Genomic DNA, 16,016 nt, shown 5'->3' with positions numbered 1-16,016 from the left:
GGAGAGATGTCCATGGACACCCAGATGCTGATCGGCTCGAAATTCGAGAGGGGCACCGAGACCGAGGAGCCGATCCTCAATCCAAAGACCGGGGCGACCATCCTCAACCTGCCCGAGGCCAGCCAGGCACAGATCGAGGCGGCGGTCACTGCCGCCGAACAAGCGTTCGTCACGTGGTCGCGCACCACCCCGGCGCAGCGCTCGGGCTATTTGCTGAAGATCGCCGACCGCATCGAGGCCGCGGCACAAGAGTTCGCCATGCTCGAGGCGCTCAACTGCGGCAAGCCGATCAATGCCGTGCTCAATGACGAAATCCCGGCGATCGTCGACTGCTATCGCTTCTTCGCCGGCGCAGTCCGTTCGATGCCGGGCGTCGTCGCCGGCGAATACATTCCCGGCCACACCTCGATGGTTCGCCGCGATCCGATCGGCATCGTCGCTTCCATCGCGCCGTGGAACTATCCGTTGATGATGATGGCCTGGAAGCTGGCGCCGGCCATTGCCGGCGGCAACACCGTCGTCTTCAAGCCGTCCGAGCAGACGCCACTGACGGCGCTGAAACTTGCCAAGATCCTGGCGGAAATCCTGCCCGAGGGCGTGGTCAATGTCGTGCTCGGCCGCGGCGACAGCGTCGGCAACACGCTGATCAACCATCCCAAGGTCAACATGATCTCGATCACCGGCGATGTCGCCACCGGCAAGAAGGTGCTGCAAGCGGCCGCCAAGTCGGTCAAGCGCACGCATCTCGAGCTCGGCGGCAAGGCACCGGTCATCGTCTTCGACGACGCCGACCTCGCCGCCGTGGTCAACGGCCTGCGCGCCTTCGGCTATTACAATGCCGGCCAGGACTGCACCGCCGCCTGCCGCATCTATGCTGGCAAGAAGATCTACGACAAGCTCGTCGCCGATCTGTCCTCGGCCGTCTCGACCATCAAGTACAACCGTCCCGACGACACCGAAAACGAGATCGGGCCGCTGATTTCGCGCCGCCAACGCGACCGCGTGTCTAGCTTCGTCGAGCGCGCCTCGGAACTGAAACACATCGAGATCACGACCGGCGGCAAGCCGGGCGAGGGTTCCGGCTTCTACTACCAGCCGACAGTCGTTGCCGGCGCGCTGCAGGAAGACGAGATCGTGCGCCGCGAAGTGTTCGGGCCGGTCGTCTCGGTCACCCGCTTCTCCGAGGTCGACGAGGCGGTCAACTGGGCCAACGACAGCGACTACGGCCTGGCGTCATCCGTGTGGACCAAGGACGTTTCGCGCGCCATGGCGACGGCCGCACGGCTGCAATATGGCTGCACCTGGATCAACACGCATTTCATGCTGACCAACGAAATGCCGCATGGCGGGTTGAAGCAGTCCGGCTACGGCAAGGACATGTCGCTCTATGCGCTGGAGGACTATACCGCCGTGCGGCATGTGATGGTGGCACACGGCTAGCGTAAGCACCTAAGCATTTCAAACCAGGGAGGAAAGAACCATGCATCGCCGCCAGTTTCTGACAACCGCAGCCGTCGCCGCTACGCTTTTAGCCACGGTGCCGTCCTTTGCCGCCGATACTTCGCAATCGGTGGTCGAAGCCTATCTCGCCGCCTGGAATGCCCATGATTCGACCAAGGCTGCGGGCTATTTCGCCGACGACGTCACCTACTACGACGCCTCGGTCGGCAAACCGGTCAAGGGCAAGGAAGCCGCCAAGACCGGCGTCATCGACAACTTCCTCAAGGCCGTTCCCGATGCCGTCTGGACGATGAAGGGCGCGCCTGTGGTGGAGGGCGACCGCGTCTCGTTCGAATGGGAGTTTTCCGGCACCAACACAGGCGCCTGGGCCGATGGCACGGCCGCCACCGGCAAGAAATTTTCCTTCACCGGCGCCTCGATGTTTTCGATCAAGGACGGCAAGATCGCGACCCAGAGCGACTACTATGACGCGCTCGGCTTCTACAAGCAGCTTGGCTTGATGTAGTCGCACCCTGCTTACCTGCTCTCCGTTCATGGGAGCAGGAAGAACGGTCCGAAGGACCGGATATAAGGCAGGGCCAACCTTTCGACGTTGGCCTCTGCCCCGATCTGTCTGCCCGCACTTTCTTCCCCGCAGAAGAGAACGCTACTCGACGATGCGGCGCATAGCCGCCATAGAGTGTCAGCGCCCGCGTCCGCTCCGGATAGGTGGCGGCGAACAGCATCGCCATCGGCGCGCCTTCGGAGGCGCCGAGCAGGGCGGCGCGGCCGCTACCAGCTGCGTTCATCACCGCGCGCACATCGTCCATCCGGGTTTCGAGACTGGGCAGGTGACGCGCGTCGACACGGTCGGAAAGACCGGTGCCCCGCTTGTCGAACAGGATCAGCCGCGAGAACGCCGAAAGCCGCTTCCAGGTCGAGATGGGAAATGAAGCCCGGCACGAAGACAAGATCAAACGAACCCTGCCCGACCACCTGATAGGCGATCCGCACATCGCCGCTATGGGCGTATCGGGTCTCGATCGGCCTCACGAGGTTTTCCGCCCGGCCTGACGATTTCTGATCGTCGACCATAGCAGAACAGCGCCGATTGCGGCAGCTTAAACTTTAGCCGCGACGAATATAGGCCTGCGCGGCCCGACGTCTATTTCTGCAAGACGGCGACGTCGCCCGGAAAGACCTTGAGCCCGAGTTTGAGGTCGGCCTCGGCTGGCGTGATCGGTCGCTTGATGCTGGCGGAGGCCGCCACAACCAACTCGTCGAAGTTCCCGGTGCCGTCATCCAGCATCTCGAACAGCTGCCGGCGCATCCTCGGCTCCCAGAACTTGTTGATGTGGTTGGCAACGCCGGCGATGCCTTCCTCGCGCGGCTTCGAATGGAAAAAATCGGCGATCTGGTTTGCCGTGCGCACCAGCTTCTCACCGGTGCTCATGATGTGTTCTTCGTCATGCGACATGCTTGGCAACTCCGCAAGCCACCCGATCGGGGTGGGTGAAAATATCAAAATCGTCGCCGCGAACCAGCGCAACCAGCGTCATGCCAGCCTCCTGCGCCGTGCGGACGGCAAGTGCGGTCGGCGCCGAAACGGCGATGATGAAGGCCGAGCCGATCGCCGCCGTCTTCTGCACCATTTCGACCGAAACGCGCGATGTGACGACGACGGCGCCTGACATGCCGCCGATGCCGGTCTTGGCCAAAGCCCCCGCCAGCTTGTCCAGCGCATTGTGACGGCCGACATCCTCGCGCGCCATGACGATGCCCTTGCCCGGCACATAGAAGCCGGCCGCGTGCACCGCTCCAGTCTCGATGTGCAGCGGCTGTAGCTTCGACAAACGCTTGACCGAGCGGACGATGTCATCGGCATCCAGCGTAAGCTTTGACGAACCTACCGCATCGACCGAGCGCATCGCCTCCTCGATCGATTCGATGCCGCAGAGCCCACAGCCAACCGGGCCGGCGAGCCTCCGCCGCCGCGCCTCGAAGCGCGTGTTGGCCCTGTCCTTCAGCCGGATCTGGATGTCGATGCCGGCGCCGTGGTCCTCCACCTCGATCGCTTCGATCTCTCGCAGGTCGGCGATGATGCCTTCGGTCAGCGAGAAGCCGAGCGCGAAATCCTCGAGATCGGCGGGGCTTGCCATCATCACCGCATGCGTGGTGCCGCCAAAGGAGAGCGCCACCGGCGTCTCTTCCGGCACCATGCGGTTGGCAGTCGTCGTCCCGCCCGCGCGGCGCGCCAGCCGCGATATCTGCGTCGTGGCTTTGCGGCGCGCGCTCAAGACTACTCGGCCGCTTCCATTTTGGCGATGCGTCGGCTTTGTTTGGCCTGCTCGTCATATTCGCGCTGCCATTCCGACGGGCCGTTCGAGGCGCCGACCTGCACCGCCGTCACCTTGTATTCCGGGCAACTGGTCGCCCAGTCGGCGAAGTCTGTGGTGATCACGTTGGCCTGCGTATCCGGGTGGTGGAAGGTTGTGTAGACAACGCCGGGCGACACCCTGTCGGTGACCAGCGCGCGCAGCGTCGTCTCGCCCGAGCGGCTGGTCAGCCGCACCCAGTCGCCGTCGCGCAAGCCCCGGTTCTCGGCGTCGTGCGGGTGAATCTCCAGCCGGTCCTCCGAGTGCCATATGATGTTTTCGGTGCGCCTGGTCTGCGCGCCGACATTGTACTGGCTGAGGATGCGGCCGGTGGTGAGCAGCAGCGGAAAGCGCGGCCCGGTCCTCTCGTCCGTCGCCACATATTCGGTGCGGATGAACTTGCCCTTGCCGCGCACGAATCCATCGATATGCATGATCGGGGTGCCGAGCGGCGCCTTCTCGTTGCAGGGCCATTGCACGGATCCGACACGGTCGAGCAGTTCGAAGGAGACGCCGGCAAAGCTCGGCGTCGTCATCGCGATCTCGTCCATGATTTCCGAGGGATGCTGATAGTTCCAGTCCAGCCCGATCGCGCGCGCAATCTCCTGCGTTGCCTGCCAGTCGGCGTAGCGCGCCTTCGGCTCCAGAACCTTGCGCACCATGTTGATGCGGCGCTCTGCGTTGGTGAAGGTGCCGTCTTTCTCCAGGAACGTCGAGCCTGGCAGGAAGACATGCGCGTAGTTTGCCGTCTCGTTGAGAAAGAGGTCGTGCACGACGACGCATTCCATCGCGGCAAGACCGGCGGCGACATGCTTGGTGTCGGGATCGGACTGCAGGATGTCCTCGCCCTGGATGTAGATGCCCTTGAAAGTGCCGTCGACGGCGGCATCCAGCATGTTGGGGATGCGCAATCCGGGTTCGTCGTCCAGCTTCACGCCCCAAAGGCTCTCATAGATGTCGCGCACGGCTTCACCGGAGATGTGGCGATAGCCGGGCAGTTCGTGCGGGAAGGAACCCATATCGCACGAGCCCTGCACATTGTTCTGGCCGCGCAGCGGGTTCACGCCGACGCCGGGCCGGCCGATATTGCCGGTGGCCATGGCCAGATTGGCGATCGCCATCACCGTGGTTGAACCCTGGCTGTGTTCCGTCACGCCCAGGCCGTAATAGATCGCGCCGTTGCCGCCGGTGGCGTAAAGCCTCGCAGCACCCCGGATCACCTCGGGGTCGACGCCGGACAATTTGCCGACGGTTTCGGGGCTGTTTTCCGGCAAGGCGACGAACGATGCCCAATCCTGGAACTCCGTCCAGTCGCAGCGTTCGCGGATGAAGGCTTCGTTGAAAAGCCCCTCGGTGACGATCACATGCGCCAGCGCCGTCAGCACAGCCACATTGGTGCCGGGCTTAAGCGGCAGGTGATAATCCGCTTCAATGTGGGCCGACTTGACCATCTCGGTGCGACGCGGATCGATCACGATCAGCCTGGCGCCTTGGCGCAGCCGCTTCTTCAGCCGCGAGGCGAACACCGGGTGGGCCGAGGCGGGATTGGCACCGATGATGACGGCGACGTCGGTATAGTCGACGGAGTCGAAATCCTGCGTGCCGGCAGAGGTGCCATAGGTCTGGCCCAGTCCATAGCCCGTCGGTGAGTGGCAAACGCGCGCGCAGGTGTCGACATTGTTGTTGCGGAAGCCCTGCCGCACCATCTTCTGGACGAGGTAGGTTTCCTCGTTGGTGCAGCGTGATGAGGTGATGCCGCCGATCGCGGTGCGTCCATATTGGTACTGGATACGGCGGAATTCCTTGGCCGTGTGGGCGAGCGCCTCTTCCCAGCTCACCTCGCGCCAGGGATCGGTGATCTTTTCCCGGACCATAGGCGACAGGATGCGGTCCTTGTGGGTGGCGTAGCCATAGGCGAAACGGCCCTTCACGCAGGAATGGCCATGGTTCGCCTTGCCCTCCTTGTAGGGCATCATGCGAATGACCTCGTCGTCCTTCACTTCGGCCTTGAACGAGCAGCCGACGCCGCAATAAGCACAGGTGGTGACCACCGAGCGCTCCGGCAGGCCCTTGGCAAGGACCGTTTTCTCACGCAGCGCATCGGTCGGACAAGCCTGCACGCAGGCGCCGCAGGACACGCATTCCGAATCGATGAACGCTTCGTGCATTCCCGCCGAAACCCGGGATTCGAAACCACGTCCCTCGATGGTCAGCGCAAACGTGCCCTGCACCTCTTCGCAGGCCCGCACGCAGCGCGAGCAGACAATGCATTGCGAGGCATCATAGGTGAAATAGGGGTTGGATTCGTCGCGGGCGATGTAATCCACCGCCAGCGAGCCGTGGCCGGGCGCCACGCCGTTTTCCGGCTTGACGTGGTTGCGGCCCTCGATGCCGTAGCGGTTCTCGGTCAGGCCGATCGACTTCGCCACCGTATCGAACTCGCTGGCGCCGGTTCCAGCCTTTTCGTTCCAGCCGGTCGGATGGTCGGAGACGTAGAGTTCCATGACGCCACGGCGAATGGCGTCGAGCCGCTCCGACTGCGTACGCACCACCATGCCTTCCCCGACAGGTGTCGTGCAGGACGCCGGCGTGCCGCCGCGCCCTTCGATCTCGACAAGGCAGACACGGCACGACCCGAAGGAGTCAAGCATGTCGGTGGCGCAAAGCTTCGGAATCTCGACCCCGCCTTCCATCGCGGCACGCATGATCGAGGTGCCTTCCGGTACGGTGATGCTGCGCCCGTCGACGTTCAGCGTGACCTGCTTCTGCGCCTTCGATTGCGGGGTTCCGTAGTCGATTTCTTCGACGAGGGACGGGAAGTCGGCCTTGATGTTCATCTGCCAGCTCCTATTCGGCAGCCACGCGCACGGGCGCAGGCTTGAAGTCGTCGGGGAAATGGGTGATCGAGCTCATGACAGGGTAGGGTGTGAAGCCGCCCAGCGCACAGAGCGAGCCGAATTTCATCGTGTTGCAGAGGTCGGTGACCAGAGCGAGGTTCTTCTCCGGCTCGATGCCCGCGGCTATTCTGTCGATGGTCTCGACACCGCGCGTCGAGCCGATGCGGCAGGGTGTGCACTTGCCGCAACTTTCGATGGCGCAGAACTCCATGGCGAAGCGGGCCTGCTTCAGCATGTCGGCGGTGTCGTCGAACACCACGATACCGGCATGGCCGATCAGCCCGTCCTTGGCCGCGAAAGCTTCATAATCGAATGGCGTATCGAACAGCGCGCGCGGGAAATAGGCGCCGAGCGGTCCGCCGACCTGCACCGCCTTGACGGGACGCCCCGTGGCCGTGCCGCCGCCGATCTCATCGACGATCTCGCCCAGCGTCATGCCGAAAGCGGCTTCGAACAGCCCTGCATATTTGACGTTGCCGGCGATCTGGATCGGGATCGTGCCGCGCGAGCGGCCCATGCCGAAATCCTTGTAGAAGGCCGCACCCTTGTCCATGATGACAGGCACTGAAGCCAGCGAGATGACGTTGTTGATCACCGTCGGCTTGCCGAACAGCCCCTTGTGCGCCGGCAGCGGCGGCTTTGCCCGGACCACGCCGCGCTTGCCTTCGAGCGAGTCGAGCAGCGCCGTCTCCTCGCCGCAGACATAGGCGCCTGCGCCGACCCGGATCTCCATGTCGAAAGCATAGGGTGAACCCAGCACGCTGGCGCCAAGAACGCCGGCCTTGCGGGCGATGTCGACGGCTTTGTTCATCACCGCCACCGCATGAGGATATTCCGAGCGGACATAGACAAAGCCCTTGGTCGCGCCCGTGGCGATGCCGGCGATCGTCATGCCTTCGATCAGCACGAAGGGATCGCCCTCCATGATCATGCGGTCGGCGAAGGTGCCTGAATCGCCTTCGTCGGCGTTGCAGACGATGTATTTGCGGTCGCCAACGGTATCGAGCACCGTTTTCCACTTGATGCCGGTCGGGAAACCCGCGCCGCCGCGCCCGCGCAGTCCGGATTCGGTCACCTGGGCGACGATGGCGGCAGGCGGCAGTCCAAGCGCGTTCGTCAGGCCGCTCAACCCGCCATGTTTCTTGTAGGATTCGAGCGACAGCGGATCCGTGACGCCGCAGCGCGCGAAGGTCAGCCGCGTCTGCTTGGCCAGGAAGGGGATTTTGTCCGGTGCGCCCAGCCAGCGCTTGTGGTGGCCACCGGTGAGGAAGCCGCCGTCGAACAAGCTTTTGACATCGGATGGCTTGACCGGCCCATAGGCGACACGGCCGTTGGCTGTCGCCACTTCGACCATCGGTTCGAGGAAATAAGCGCCGCGCGAACCGTTGCGCACGATCTTGGCCTCGATGCCGCGCTCAGCCAGTTCACTTGCGATCGCCTTGGCGACCTTTTCGGCTCCAAGCGCCAGTGCGCCGGAATCGCCGGGAATGTAAATACGCGGGATCATGAGCGCACCTCGGCAACGATCTCGTCGAGCTTCTCGTCATCGAGCCGCCCGATCACCTGGCCATCGAGCATTGCGGCGGGCGAACAGGCGCACAGGCCGAGACAATAGACCGGCTCCAGCGTGACCGAACCGTCGCGAGTCGTCTCATGGAAGTCGATGCCCAGCAACCGCTTCAGTTTGGCGGCGACCGCGTCCGAACCCATCGACTGGCAGGATTCCGCCTGGCAGAGCTTCAGCACATGCCGGCCGGCCGGATGGCTGCGGTAATCATGGTAAAAGGTGACGACGCCGTGCACCTCGGCCCTGGAAATGTTCAGGGCCTCGGCGATGACAGGCAGCGCATCGTGCGGCACATGGCCGAATTCTTCCTGGATGCCGTGAAGGATCGGCAGCAGTGGGCCTTCTAGGCCTTTCAGCTCCTGGATGATCGCGGCCGTCCGCGACGTGATCTCGGTACTTGCAGGCTGCATTGGCATGCAGCGCCCTCCCTATCGTAGCGGTCCATGCGTATCGCCCAAAAACACTAAGTGGTTTTGGAGCAACGACATACCTGTGCCGCTTTATCGCTAAGTGCTTAAGAAATCAGAGGAAACCTCCGAAATCAATAAAGCGGTTTCGTTGAACGATAGAAGTCTTCTATCGCTGGTCGTCAGTCATCCTTTTCTAGCTCAACGATGGGCGTGGAAATCGTCTGCCAGCGCCATCGCCTCGTCCAGCAGCGCCGAGACCAGCGGCGTGTGCGGTTCGCGCGGCGCCGCCACCAGGCCGACCGTGTGGCTGGCATCCGGTTCGACGATCGGAATGGCTCGTATAGGTTCGGAAAAACCAAATGTTTCCGCGAGGTTGAGCGGCATGATCGACGACCATTTGCCAGTGCGGATGTGGGAAAACAGCACGATCATTGAATTGGATTCCAGCGTCGGCCGCACCTGCACGCCGGCTTCGGCCAGATGTTGGTCGATGATGCGGCGGTTCTGCATGTCCGGCGTCAACAGACACAGCGGCAGGCTTGAGAGCTCCGCCCATGTCACTTTGTCGCGATCGGAATAGGGATTTCCCATCGCTGTGATCAGTTGATAGCGCTCGTCATAGAGCGGCACGCTGGTCACTCGCCCCAGCGGCTCGTTGTCGAGATAGGTGATGCCGGCATCGATGTCGAAATTGCCGAGCAGCGACAGCACTTCGATCGAGGTCCGCGACAGCACCGAGAAGGTGACGCCGGGGTGTTTTTCGCGGAACGGCGTCGTCAGCCGCGGCAGCATGGCCAGCGCCGTCGGAATGGCGGCGATGCGGATGCGGCCGGAAAGGCCATGCCGCGCCGCGCGCATCTCTTCGCGCATGGCGCGGGTGTCACCAACGATGCGCCGCGCCCATATCAGCACCTGTTTTCCCTCCGGCGTCAGCCCCTGGAAGCGCGAGCCGCGCAGAACCAGCATGACGCCAAGCTGACCCTCCAACTGCTTGATGCCGGCCGACAGCGTCGGCTGGGTGACACCGCACACTTCCGCTGCCCGGCCGAAATGCTCCTCCCTGGCGAGCGCAATGAAGAATTCCAGCTTGTCGATCATGCGATCTTTCCGGTCGTTCGGCGCAGGGTCGGGGAAATCGCGCTTTACCGCAAGCGCCATGCGCAATTGGCCTGCATCCACATCTTTAAGCCGGCTACCTGTTCCCCACGGCTGAATGCGGCGCTATGTGGATGAAACTGGGAGGTCGACCATGCTGGGCTGGTTCCGCAAGCTTTTGCCGCGCGAAGATCGCTTCTTCGAGTTGTTCGAACGACATTCCCGCGCCGTGGTCGGTGGCGCCGAGGCACTGGAGCAGCTTCTCCAGGGCAAGAACATCGATCGCTGGTGCCAGAAAATCATCGATCTCGAAGACGAGGCCGACCATATTACCGCGGAAGTCCTGCTGGCGGTGCGCCGCTCCTTCATCACGCCTTTCGATCGCGGCGACATCAAGGATTTGATCCAGTCGATGGACGATGCCATCGACATGATGCATAAGACCGTCAAGACGGTGAAGCTGTTCGAAAAGAAGGAATTCGACCCGCTGATGCAGGAAATGGGCGGCGTCATCGTCGCCGCCGCCAAGCTGGTCGCCGAGGCGATCCCGCTGCTCGCCAAGGTCGGCACCCATACGGTGCGCCTCAACGCCATCGCCGAAGAGGTGATGCGCGTCGAAAGCCGGGCCGACGATCTGCACGAGCAAGGACTGAAGGATCTCTTCAGGAAGCACGGCCGCAGCGAACCGATGGCCTACATCATCGGCAGCGAGATCTACGGCCAACTGGAAAAAGTGGTCGACCGCTTCGAGGACGTCGCCAACGAGATCAGCGGCATCGTCATTGAGAATGTTTAGGTGATGGAAGCCACCATTGCCTTTCCCGTGCTGGTCGGCCTCGTCGCCGTCGCGCTGTTCTTCGATTTTCTCAACGGCCTGCACGACGCAGCCAACTCCATCGCCACTATCGTCTCCACTCGCGTGCTGAGGCCGCAATATGCGGTGCTATGGGCGGCTTTCTTCAATTTCATCGCCTTCATGTTCTTCGGTCTCCACGTTGCCGAGACAGTGGGCAAGGGCATCGTCGACGTCAGCATCGTCACCCCGGCGGTGATCTTTGCAGCCCTTGTCGGCGCCATCGTCTGGAACATCGTGACCTGGATCGCCGGCATCCCGTCGAGCAGCTCGCATGCGTTGATCGGCGGCCTGGTCGGCGCCGGTGTGGCCAAGGGAGGCATGGGCGCCATCGTCTGGACAGGGCTCGGCAAGACGGTTGCGGCGATCGTCGTGTCGCCGGCGACCGGTTTTGTCCTGGCGCTCGTCCTGATCCTTGCCGTTTCCTGGCTCTTCGTGCGCCAGACGCCGTTTGCGGTCGACAGCACCTTCCGCGTCATGCAGTTCTTTTCCGCCTCGCTCTATTCGCTTGGGCACGGCGGCAATGACGCCCAGAAGACGATGGGCATCATCGCCGTGCTGCTCTATTCGCAAGGCATGCTCGGCGCGACTTTCTATGTGCCGCTCTGGGTCGTCCTCACCTGTCAGTCGGCGCTGGCGCTCGGCACCTTGTTCGGCGGCTGGCGCATCGTCCACACCATGGGCTCGAAAATCACCCGGCTGAACCCGATGCAGGGTTTTTGCGCCGAGACCGGCGGGGCCATCACCCTGTTTGCCGCCACCTGGCTCGGCGTTCCCGTTTCGACCACGCACACCATCACCGGCGCAATCATCGGCGTCGGCGCCGCCCGCCGCGTCTCGGCCGTGCGCTGGGGCATTGCGAGCAACATCGTCATCGCCTGGATTGTCACCTTGCCGGCCACCGCCGTGATTTCGGCGCTTACCTACCTCGCGATTGGCCTGGCGAGGTGAGGTGAAGAAATCTACCTGTCCACAAGGTTCAGGATGTTGCCGTCCGGATCCTTGAACCAGGCGACCTTCATGCCGTAACCGACGTGGACGTCGCCCTCCAGCGTCAGGCCGGGCATCTCATAGTGCTCGAAGGCGACGCCCTTCGACTTCAGCGCCTTGACGATGTTGCCGATCTCGTCGCCAACCATCCAGGTCACCGCCGTTGCCTTGTTGGTTCCGGCAAATTGGGAACGATAGATGTTGAGGGTGGTATCGCCGCTTTTGTACACGATCAGTTCGCCGCCCTCATCGTGCACCTGTTTCAGGCCAAGTGTTCCCTCATAGAAGGCCTTGGCCCTTGCCAGGTCCTTTACCGCCAGATTGGCCGTTGCGTTGCTGTTTGCGAGCATGGTCGCCTCCTTCTCTGATTGCCGGTCCCGTGCTGGTCGTTGAATAGGTCTCCTCGATCGTTTGACGAGTGTCGGCTGGCCTGATTGCTGGCCGCACCGGCACTCGATCGTCTGGAAGACGTTTGATGCCGATGAAATCCGACAGGCCCCATCGTTTTCCCGGGCACGCCAAGGCAGCTATTGCTCCACGGCTTGGTTCTGTCCGGAAACTGCATTATCTCAGGCGCAAGCTGCGCAAGGAAAAACTGCCATGTCCGTCACCAAGGAAATCGTCACCGAGCGTCTGAAGACGGTCAACGGGCCGGATTTCACCGGCAACATTGTCGACCTCGGCATGGTTTCGGAGATTTTCATCGCCGACGGGAAGGTCTTCTTCTCGATTACCGTTCCAGCCGCCCGTGCCCAGGAAATGGAACCGCTGCGTGCCGCCGCCGAACGCGTCGTCAAGGCGATCCCCGGCGTCGCCGGCGCCGTCGTCGCGCTGACGGCCGAAAAGAAGGGCGGCGGCATGGAAGCGCCGGTTCCGGCGCGTCCCGCTCCCAGGCCCGCTCCGCCCGCGGCCGCGCCACGTGCCGCTCCCCATGCTCCCGCTTCACACAGTTCGGGCAAGCGTGGCGTACCCGGCATCGAGGCGATCATCGCGGTCGCCTCCGGCAAGGGCGGCGTCGGCAAGTCGACCACCGCCGTCAACATTGCGCTTGGCCTCGCCGCCAACGGCCTGCGCGTCGGCGTGCTCGATGCCGACATCTACGGCCCATCGATGCCACGGCTGCTCAACATTCATGGCAGGCCGCAGACCGTCGACGGCAAGATCTTGAAGCCGATGGAGAATTTCGGCCTGAAGGTAATGTCGATGGGCTTCCTCGTCGATGAGGAAACGCCGATGATCTGGCGCGGCCCGATGGTGATGTCGGCGCTGACGCAGATGCTGCGCGAGGTCGAGTGGGGCCGGCTCGACGTGCTCGTCGTCGACATGCCGCCCGGCACCGGCGACGCGCAGCTGACCATGGCCCAGCAGGTGCCGCTGGCGGGTGCCGTCATCGTCTCGACGCCGCAGGATCTGGCCCTGATCGACGCGCGAAAAGGCCTCAACATGTTCAAGAAGGTCGACGTGCCGTTGCTCGGCATCGTCGAGAACATGAGTTATTTCATCGCTCCGGACACCGGCAAGCGCTACGACATCTTTGGCCACGGCGGCGCCCGCCGCGAGGCCGAGCGTCTCGGCGTCACCTTCCTCGGTGAGGTGCCGCTCGAGATGGGCATTCGCGAAAGTTCGGACGCCGGCACGCCGGTTGTCGTCTCGAAGCCCGACGGCCCCGAAGCAAAAATCTACCGCGACATCGCTTCGAAGGTCTGGGACCGGGTCAATGAAGAGCGTGGTGCGGCTGCCGCCGCGGTGCCGAGTATCGTCTTCGAGTAGCGCGGATATCCCTCCCCTTTGAGGGGAGGGTGGCCCGAAGGGCCGGGTGGGGTCCGCGGTGACGCGCCCTAAGTTATTTCTTCGCAAGTCGAGGCAGCTTAACTCAGGGGTTGAGGCAGCTGAGGCGACCCCTCCCGCCTCGCTTCGCGAGGCACCCTCCCCTCAAGGGGGAGGGCTTAACCGCCGACCTTCTCACCGAAATTGGAAAAAAACTGTCCGGCCAGTTTCTTCGAGGTCGATTCGATCAGCCGGCTGCCAAGCTGGGCTATCTTGCCGCCGACGTCGGCCTTGGCGGCATATTTCAACACCGTGGTATCCGGTCCATCTTCGGTCAGCGTCACGTCGGCGCCGCCCTTGGCGAAGCCGGCAATGCCCCCCTTGCCTTCACCCTGGATGGTGTAGGAATGCGGCGGCTTCAGGTTCTTCAGCGTCACCTCGCCGTTGAACGTCGCCTTGATCGGCCCGATCTTCACCACCACGGTCGCCGCCATTTCGGTCGGCGACTTCATCTCCAGGCTCTGGCAGCCGGGAATGGTCGCCTTCAAGACCTCGGGATCGTTCAGCGCTTCCCACACTTTTTGCAGCGGTGCGGCAATGCGTTCCTCGCCTTCGATCACCAAAGCCATGAAAACCTCCCGGACAAGACTACCTGAAGCCCTAACGCACGGCTGGGTGCATGTCTATCGCACCAAAGTCCGGATGCGACCGCGCGCCCTCTTGCTTGCACTCGCGCGTTGTCATATCGATTTGTCATACAAATACGGAGACCACCATGGCCGGCGCCCCCACCACTAAGAAAAAATTTCGCTCGCAAGAGTGGTTCGACAATCCCGACAATCCGGGCATGACGGCGCTCTATCTCGAGCGCTACCTCAATTACGGCCTGACGCGCGCCGAACTGATGTCCGGCAAGCCGCTGATTGGCATCGCCCAGACCGGCTCCGATCTGTCGCCTTGCAACCGCCATCATATCGAACTGGCCAAGCGCGTCCGCGAAGGCATCGTCTCGATGGGCGGCATCCCTTTCGAGTTCCCCTGCCATCCGATCCAGGAGACCGGCAAGCGCCCGACCGCAGCACTCGACCGCAACCTTGCCTATCTCAGCCTGGTCGAGGTGCTCTACGGCTATCCGCTCGACGGCGTCGTGCTGACCATCGGTTGCGACAAGACCACGCCGGCCCTGCTGATGGCTGCGGCCACCGTCAACATCCCGGCGATCGCCCTGTCGGTCGGCCCGATGCTCAATGGCTGGCACAAGGGCAAGCGCACCGGCTCCGGCACCATCGTCTGGGAATCGCGCCAGCGGCTTTCGGCCGGCGAGATCGGCTATGACGAATTCATGGACATCGTCGCCTCATCGGCGCCGTCCACCGGCTATTGCAACACCATGGGCACCGCCACCACGATGAACTCGCTGGCCGAGGCGCTCGGCATGCAGTTGCCGGGTTCTGCCGCCATTCCCGCGCCCTACCGCGAGCGCGGCCAGATTTCCTATGAGACGGGAAAACGCATCGTCGAGATGGTGCATGAGGATTTGAAGCCGTCCGACATCATGACGAGAGAGGCTTTCGAGAATGCCATCGTCGTCAATTCGGCCATTGGCGGCTCGACCAATGCGCCTATCCATCTCAATGCCATCGCCCGCCACCTTGGAGTCAAGCTTGACAATGACGACTGGCAGACGGTCGGCCTCAATGTGCCGTTGCTGGTCAATTTGCAGCCGACGGGCGAATATCTCGGCGAGGACTACCATCGTGCCGGCGGCGTGCCGGCGGTCGTTGCCGAACTGATGAAGGGCGGGCTGTTGCCGCATCCCGGCGCACGCACCGTCAACGGCAAGTCGATCGGTGAGAATAGCGAGGGCGTCACCAACGAAAACCCCGACGTCATCCGCTCTGTCGCCAAGCCGCTGAAGGCCAATGCCGGCTTCATCAACCTCAGGGGCAATCTGTTCGATTCTGCGATCATGAAGACCAGCGGCATATCGCCGGAATTCCGCGAGCGCTATTTGTCCAATCCCAAGGATCCAGAGGCTTTCGAAGGCAACGCCATGGTTTTCGATGGGCCGGAGGATTACCACGCCCGCATCGACGATCCGGCGCAAGGCATCGACGAACACACCATCCTGTTCATGCGCGGCGCCGGTCCGATCGGCTATCCCGGCGGTGCCGAGGTCGTCAACATGCAGCCGCCGGCCTACCTCATCAAGAAAGGCATCCATGCGCTCGCCTGCATAGGCGACGGCCGCCAGTCGGGCACGTCGGGTTCGCCGTCGATCCTCAACGCCTCACCGGAAGCCGCGATCGGCGGTGGACTAGCACTGCTCAAGACCGGCGACCGTGTCCGCATCGACCTGCGCAAGGGCACGGCCGATATCCTCGTCACCGACGACGAGATCACCCGGCGCCGTGCCGAGCTGCAGAACAATGGCGGCTATCAATATCCCAAGCACCAGACGCCCTGGCAGGAGATACAGCGCGGCATGGTCGCGCAGTTCTCGGAGGGAATGGTTCTGAAGCCGGCGGTGAAATACCAGGATGTCGCGCACACCAGCGGTGTCCCCAGGGACAATCACTGATTCTGGATCGGCGGCTGGCGGCTTGATCAATCAGGCCGCCG

At 62.9% G+C, this 16,016-nt stretch carries 14 protein-coding genes and 1 pseudogene; 6 read left to right on the top strand and 9 right to left on the bottom strand.

Translation table 11 applies throughout. The features are described 5' to 3' along the window. The first annotated feature begins 12 nt into the window (after nt 1-12). Together ASD99_RS17385 and ASD99_RS17380 are read left to right on the top strand one after the other, a co-directional pair. On the top strand, nt 13-1,440 hold the full coding sequence (locus tag ASD99_RS17385; RefSeq protein WP_057144388.1) for a gamma-aminobutyraldehyde dehydrogenase: 1,428 nt from the start codon (nt 13-15) through the stop codon (nt 1,438-1,440). Between the two features lie 40 nt (nt 1,441-1,480). Beyond that, nucleotides 1,481-1,966, top strand: a complete 486-nt coding sequence (locus ASD99_RS17380; protein WP_057144387.1) for an ester cyclase — start codon at nt 1,481-1,483, stop codon at nt 1,964-1,966. A gap of 157 nt (nt 1,967-2,123) precedes the next feature. On the opposite strand, the pseudogene ASD99_RS32315 reads toward ASD99_RS17380, so the two are convergent. The 7 genes and pseudogenes from ASD99_RS32315 to ASD99_RS17345 all read right to left on the bottom strand — a co-directional run. Further along, nucleotides 2,124-2,493: pseudogene (locus ASD99_RS32315) on the bottom strand (alpha/beta fold hydrolase); the annotation flags it as partial. Between the two features lie 112 nt (nt 2,494-2,605). Next, nucleotides 2,606-2,917, bottom strand: coding sequence for a formate dehydrogenase subunit delta (locus ASD99_RS17370; protein WP_056588148.1), 312 nt, complete (start codon nt 2,915-2,917; stop codon nt 2,606-2,608). Continuing rightward, complete coding sequence (gene fdhD, locus ASD99_RS17365; protein ID WP_056588145.1) at nt 2,907-3,737, bottom strand: formate dehydrogenase accessory sulfurtransferase FdhD; 831 nt, start codon at nt 3,735-3,737, stop codon at nt 2,907-2,909. Before fdhD ends, ASD99_RS17370 begins: the two co-directional genes overlap by 11 nt. 2 nt (nt 3,738-3,739) lie before the next feature. Further along, a complete protein-coding gene (fdhF, locus tag ASD99_RS17360; RefSeq protein ID WP_057144385.1) occupies nt 3,740-6,652 on the bottom strand; it encodes a formate dehydrogenase subunit alpha in 2,913 nt (970 codons plus the stop codon). A 10-nt stretch (nt 6,653-6,662) separates the two neighbouring features. Further along, the gene (locus tag ASD99_RS17355) at nt 6,663-8,219 is read right to left on the bottom strand and encodes a formate dehydrogenase beta subunit (protein WP_057144384.1); all 1,557 of its coding nucleotides are present in this window, start codon (nt 8,217-8,219) and stop codon (nt 6,663-6,665) included. Beyond that, complete coding sequence (locus ASD99_RS17350; protein ID WP_057144383.1) at nt 8,216-8,695, bottom strand: formate dehydrogenase subunit gamma; 480 nt, start codon at nt 8,693-8,695, stop codon at nt 8,216-8,218. Before ASD99_RS17350 ends, ASD99_RS17355 begins: the two co-directional genes overlap by 4 nt. A 192-nt stretch (nt 8,696-8,887) precedes the next feature. Continuing rightward, nucleotides 8,888-9,787 carry a LysR family transcriptional regulator gene (locus tag ASD99_RS17345; protein WP_056588253.1) on the bottom strand — a complete coding sequence of 300 codons (900 nt, stop codon included), beginning with the start codon at nt 9,785-9,787 and terminating at the stop codon, nt 8,888-8,890. Between the two features lie 151 nt (nt 9,788-9,938). Between ASD99_RS17345 and ASD99_RS17340 the strand changes: the two genes are divergently transcribed. After that, a complete protein-coding gene (locus ASD99_RS17340; RefSeq protein WP_057144382.1) occupies nt 9,939-10,580 on the top strand; it encodes a DUF47 domain-containing protein in 642 nt (213 codons plus the stop codon). A 3-nt stretch (nt 10,581-10,583) separates the two neighbouring features. Further along, the gene (locus ASD99_RS17335; protein ID WP_056588127.1) at nt 10,584-11,588 is read left to right on the top strand and encodes an inorganic phosphate transporter; all 1,005 of its coding nucleotides are present in this window, start codon (nt 10,584-10,586) and stop codon (nt 11,586-11,588) included. 11 nt (nt 11,589-11,599) lie between these two features. Here the strand turns inward: ASD99_RS17335 and ASD99_RS17330 are convergent, their stop codons facing one another. Continuing rightward, entirely contained in the window at nt 11,600-11,977 is a 378-nt protein-coding gene (locus tag ASD99_RS17330) for a VOC family protein (RefSeq protein WP_057144381.1), read from the bottom strand. Between the two features lie 250 nt (nt 11,978-12,227). Between ASD99_RS17330 and ASD99_RS17325 the strand changes: the two genes are divergently transcribed. Beyond that, nucleotides 12,228-13,397, top strand: coding sequence for an Mrp/NBP35 family ATP-binding protein (locus ASD99_RS17325; protein ID WP_056588126.1), 1,170 nt, complete (start codon nt 12,228-12,230; stop codon nt 13,395-13,397). Nucleotides 13,398-13,573: 176 nt separating this feature from the next. On the opposite strand, the gene ASD99_RS17320 is transcribed toward ASD99_RS17325, so the two are convergent. After that, nucleotides 13,574-14,023: an SRPBCC family protein gene (locus ASD99_RS17320; RefSeq protein ID WP_056588123.1), complete on the bottom strand. Its 450-nt coding sequence runs from the start codon at nt 14,021-14,023 to the stop codon at nt 13,574-13,576. Between the two features lie 146 nt (nt 14,024-14,169). On the opposite strand from ASD99_RS17320, the gene ASD99_RS17315 reads away from it, so the two are divergent. Continuing rightward, nucleotides 14,170-15,975: an IlvD/Edd family dehydratase gene (locus ASD99_RS17315; protein ID WP_056588119.1), complete on the top strand. Its 1,806-nt coding sequence runs from the start codon at nt 14,170-14,172 to the stop codon at nt 15,973-15,975. Nucleotides 15,976-16,016: the final 41 nt, after the last annotated feature.

This window comes from Mesorhizobium sp. Root695 (genome assembly GCF_001428185.1).
Lineage (GTDB): Bacteria > Pseudomonadota > Alphaproteobacteria > Rhizobiales > Rhizobiaceae > Mesorhizobium.
This window is presented reverse-complemented; position numbering and strand designations above follow the sequence as displayed.

Excerpts from the sequence above, each read along its gene's own strand:
- ASD99_RS17385 (WP_057144388.1), top strand. The coding sequence starts at position 13 with ATGGACACCCAGATGCTGATCGGCTCGAAATTCGAGAGGGGCACCGAG.
- ASD99_RS17380 (WP_057144387.1), top strand. The coding sequence starts at position 1,481 with ATGCATCGCCGCCAGTTTCTGACAACCGCAGCCGTCGCCGCTACGCTT.
- ASD99_RS17370 (WP_056588148.1), bottom strand. The coding sequence starts at position 2,917 with ATGTCGCATGACGAAGAACACATCATGAGCACCGGTGAGAAGCTGGTG.
- fdhF (WP_057144385.1), bottom strand. The coding sequence starts at position 6,652 with ATGAACATCAAGGCCGACTTCCCGTCCCTCGTCGAAGAAATCGACTAC.
- ASD99_RS17355 (WP_057144384.1), bottom strand. The coding sequence starts at position 8,219 with ATGATCCCGCGTATTTACATTCCCGGCGATTCCGGCGCACTGGCGCTT.
- ASD99_RS17350 (WP_057144383.1), bottom strand. The coding sequence starts at position 8,695 with ATGCCAATGCAGCCTGCAAGTACCGAGATCACGTCGCGGACGGCCGCG.
- ASD99_RS17345 (WP_056588253.1), bottom strand. The coding sequence starts at position 9,787 with ATGATCGACAAGCTGGAATTCTTCATTGCGCTCGCCAGGGAGGAGCAT.
- ASD99_RS17340 (WP_057144382.1), top strand. The coding sequence starts at position 9,939 with ATGCTGGGCTGGTTCCGCAAGCTTTTGCCGCGCGAAGATCGCTTCTTC.
- ASD99_RS17335 (WP_056588127.1), top strand. The coding sequence starts at position 10,584 with ATGGAAGCCACCATTGCCTTTCCCGTGCTGGTCGGCCTCGTCGCCGTC.
- ASD99_RS17330 (WP_057144381.1), bottom strand. The coding sequence starts at position 11,977 with ATGCTCGCAAACAGCAACGCAACGGCCAATCTGGCGGTAAAGGACCTG.
- ASD99_RS17325 (WP_056588126.1), top strand. The coding sequence starts at position 12,228 with ATGTCCGTCACCAAGGAAATCGTCACCGAGCGTCTGAAGACGGTCAAC.
- ASD99_RS17320 (WP_056588123.1), bottom strand. The coding sequence starts at position 14,023 with ATGGCTTTGGTGATCGAAGGCGAGGAACGCATTGCCGCACCGCTGCAA.
- ASD99_RS17315 (WP_056588119.1), top strand. The coding sequence starts at position 14,170 with ATGGCCGGCGCCCCCACCACTAAGAAAAAATTTCGCTCGCAAGAGTGG.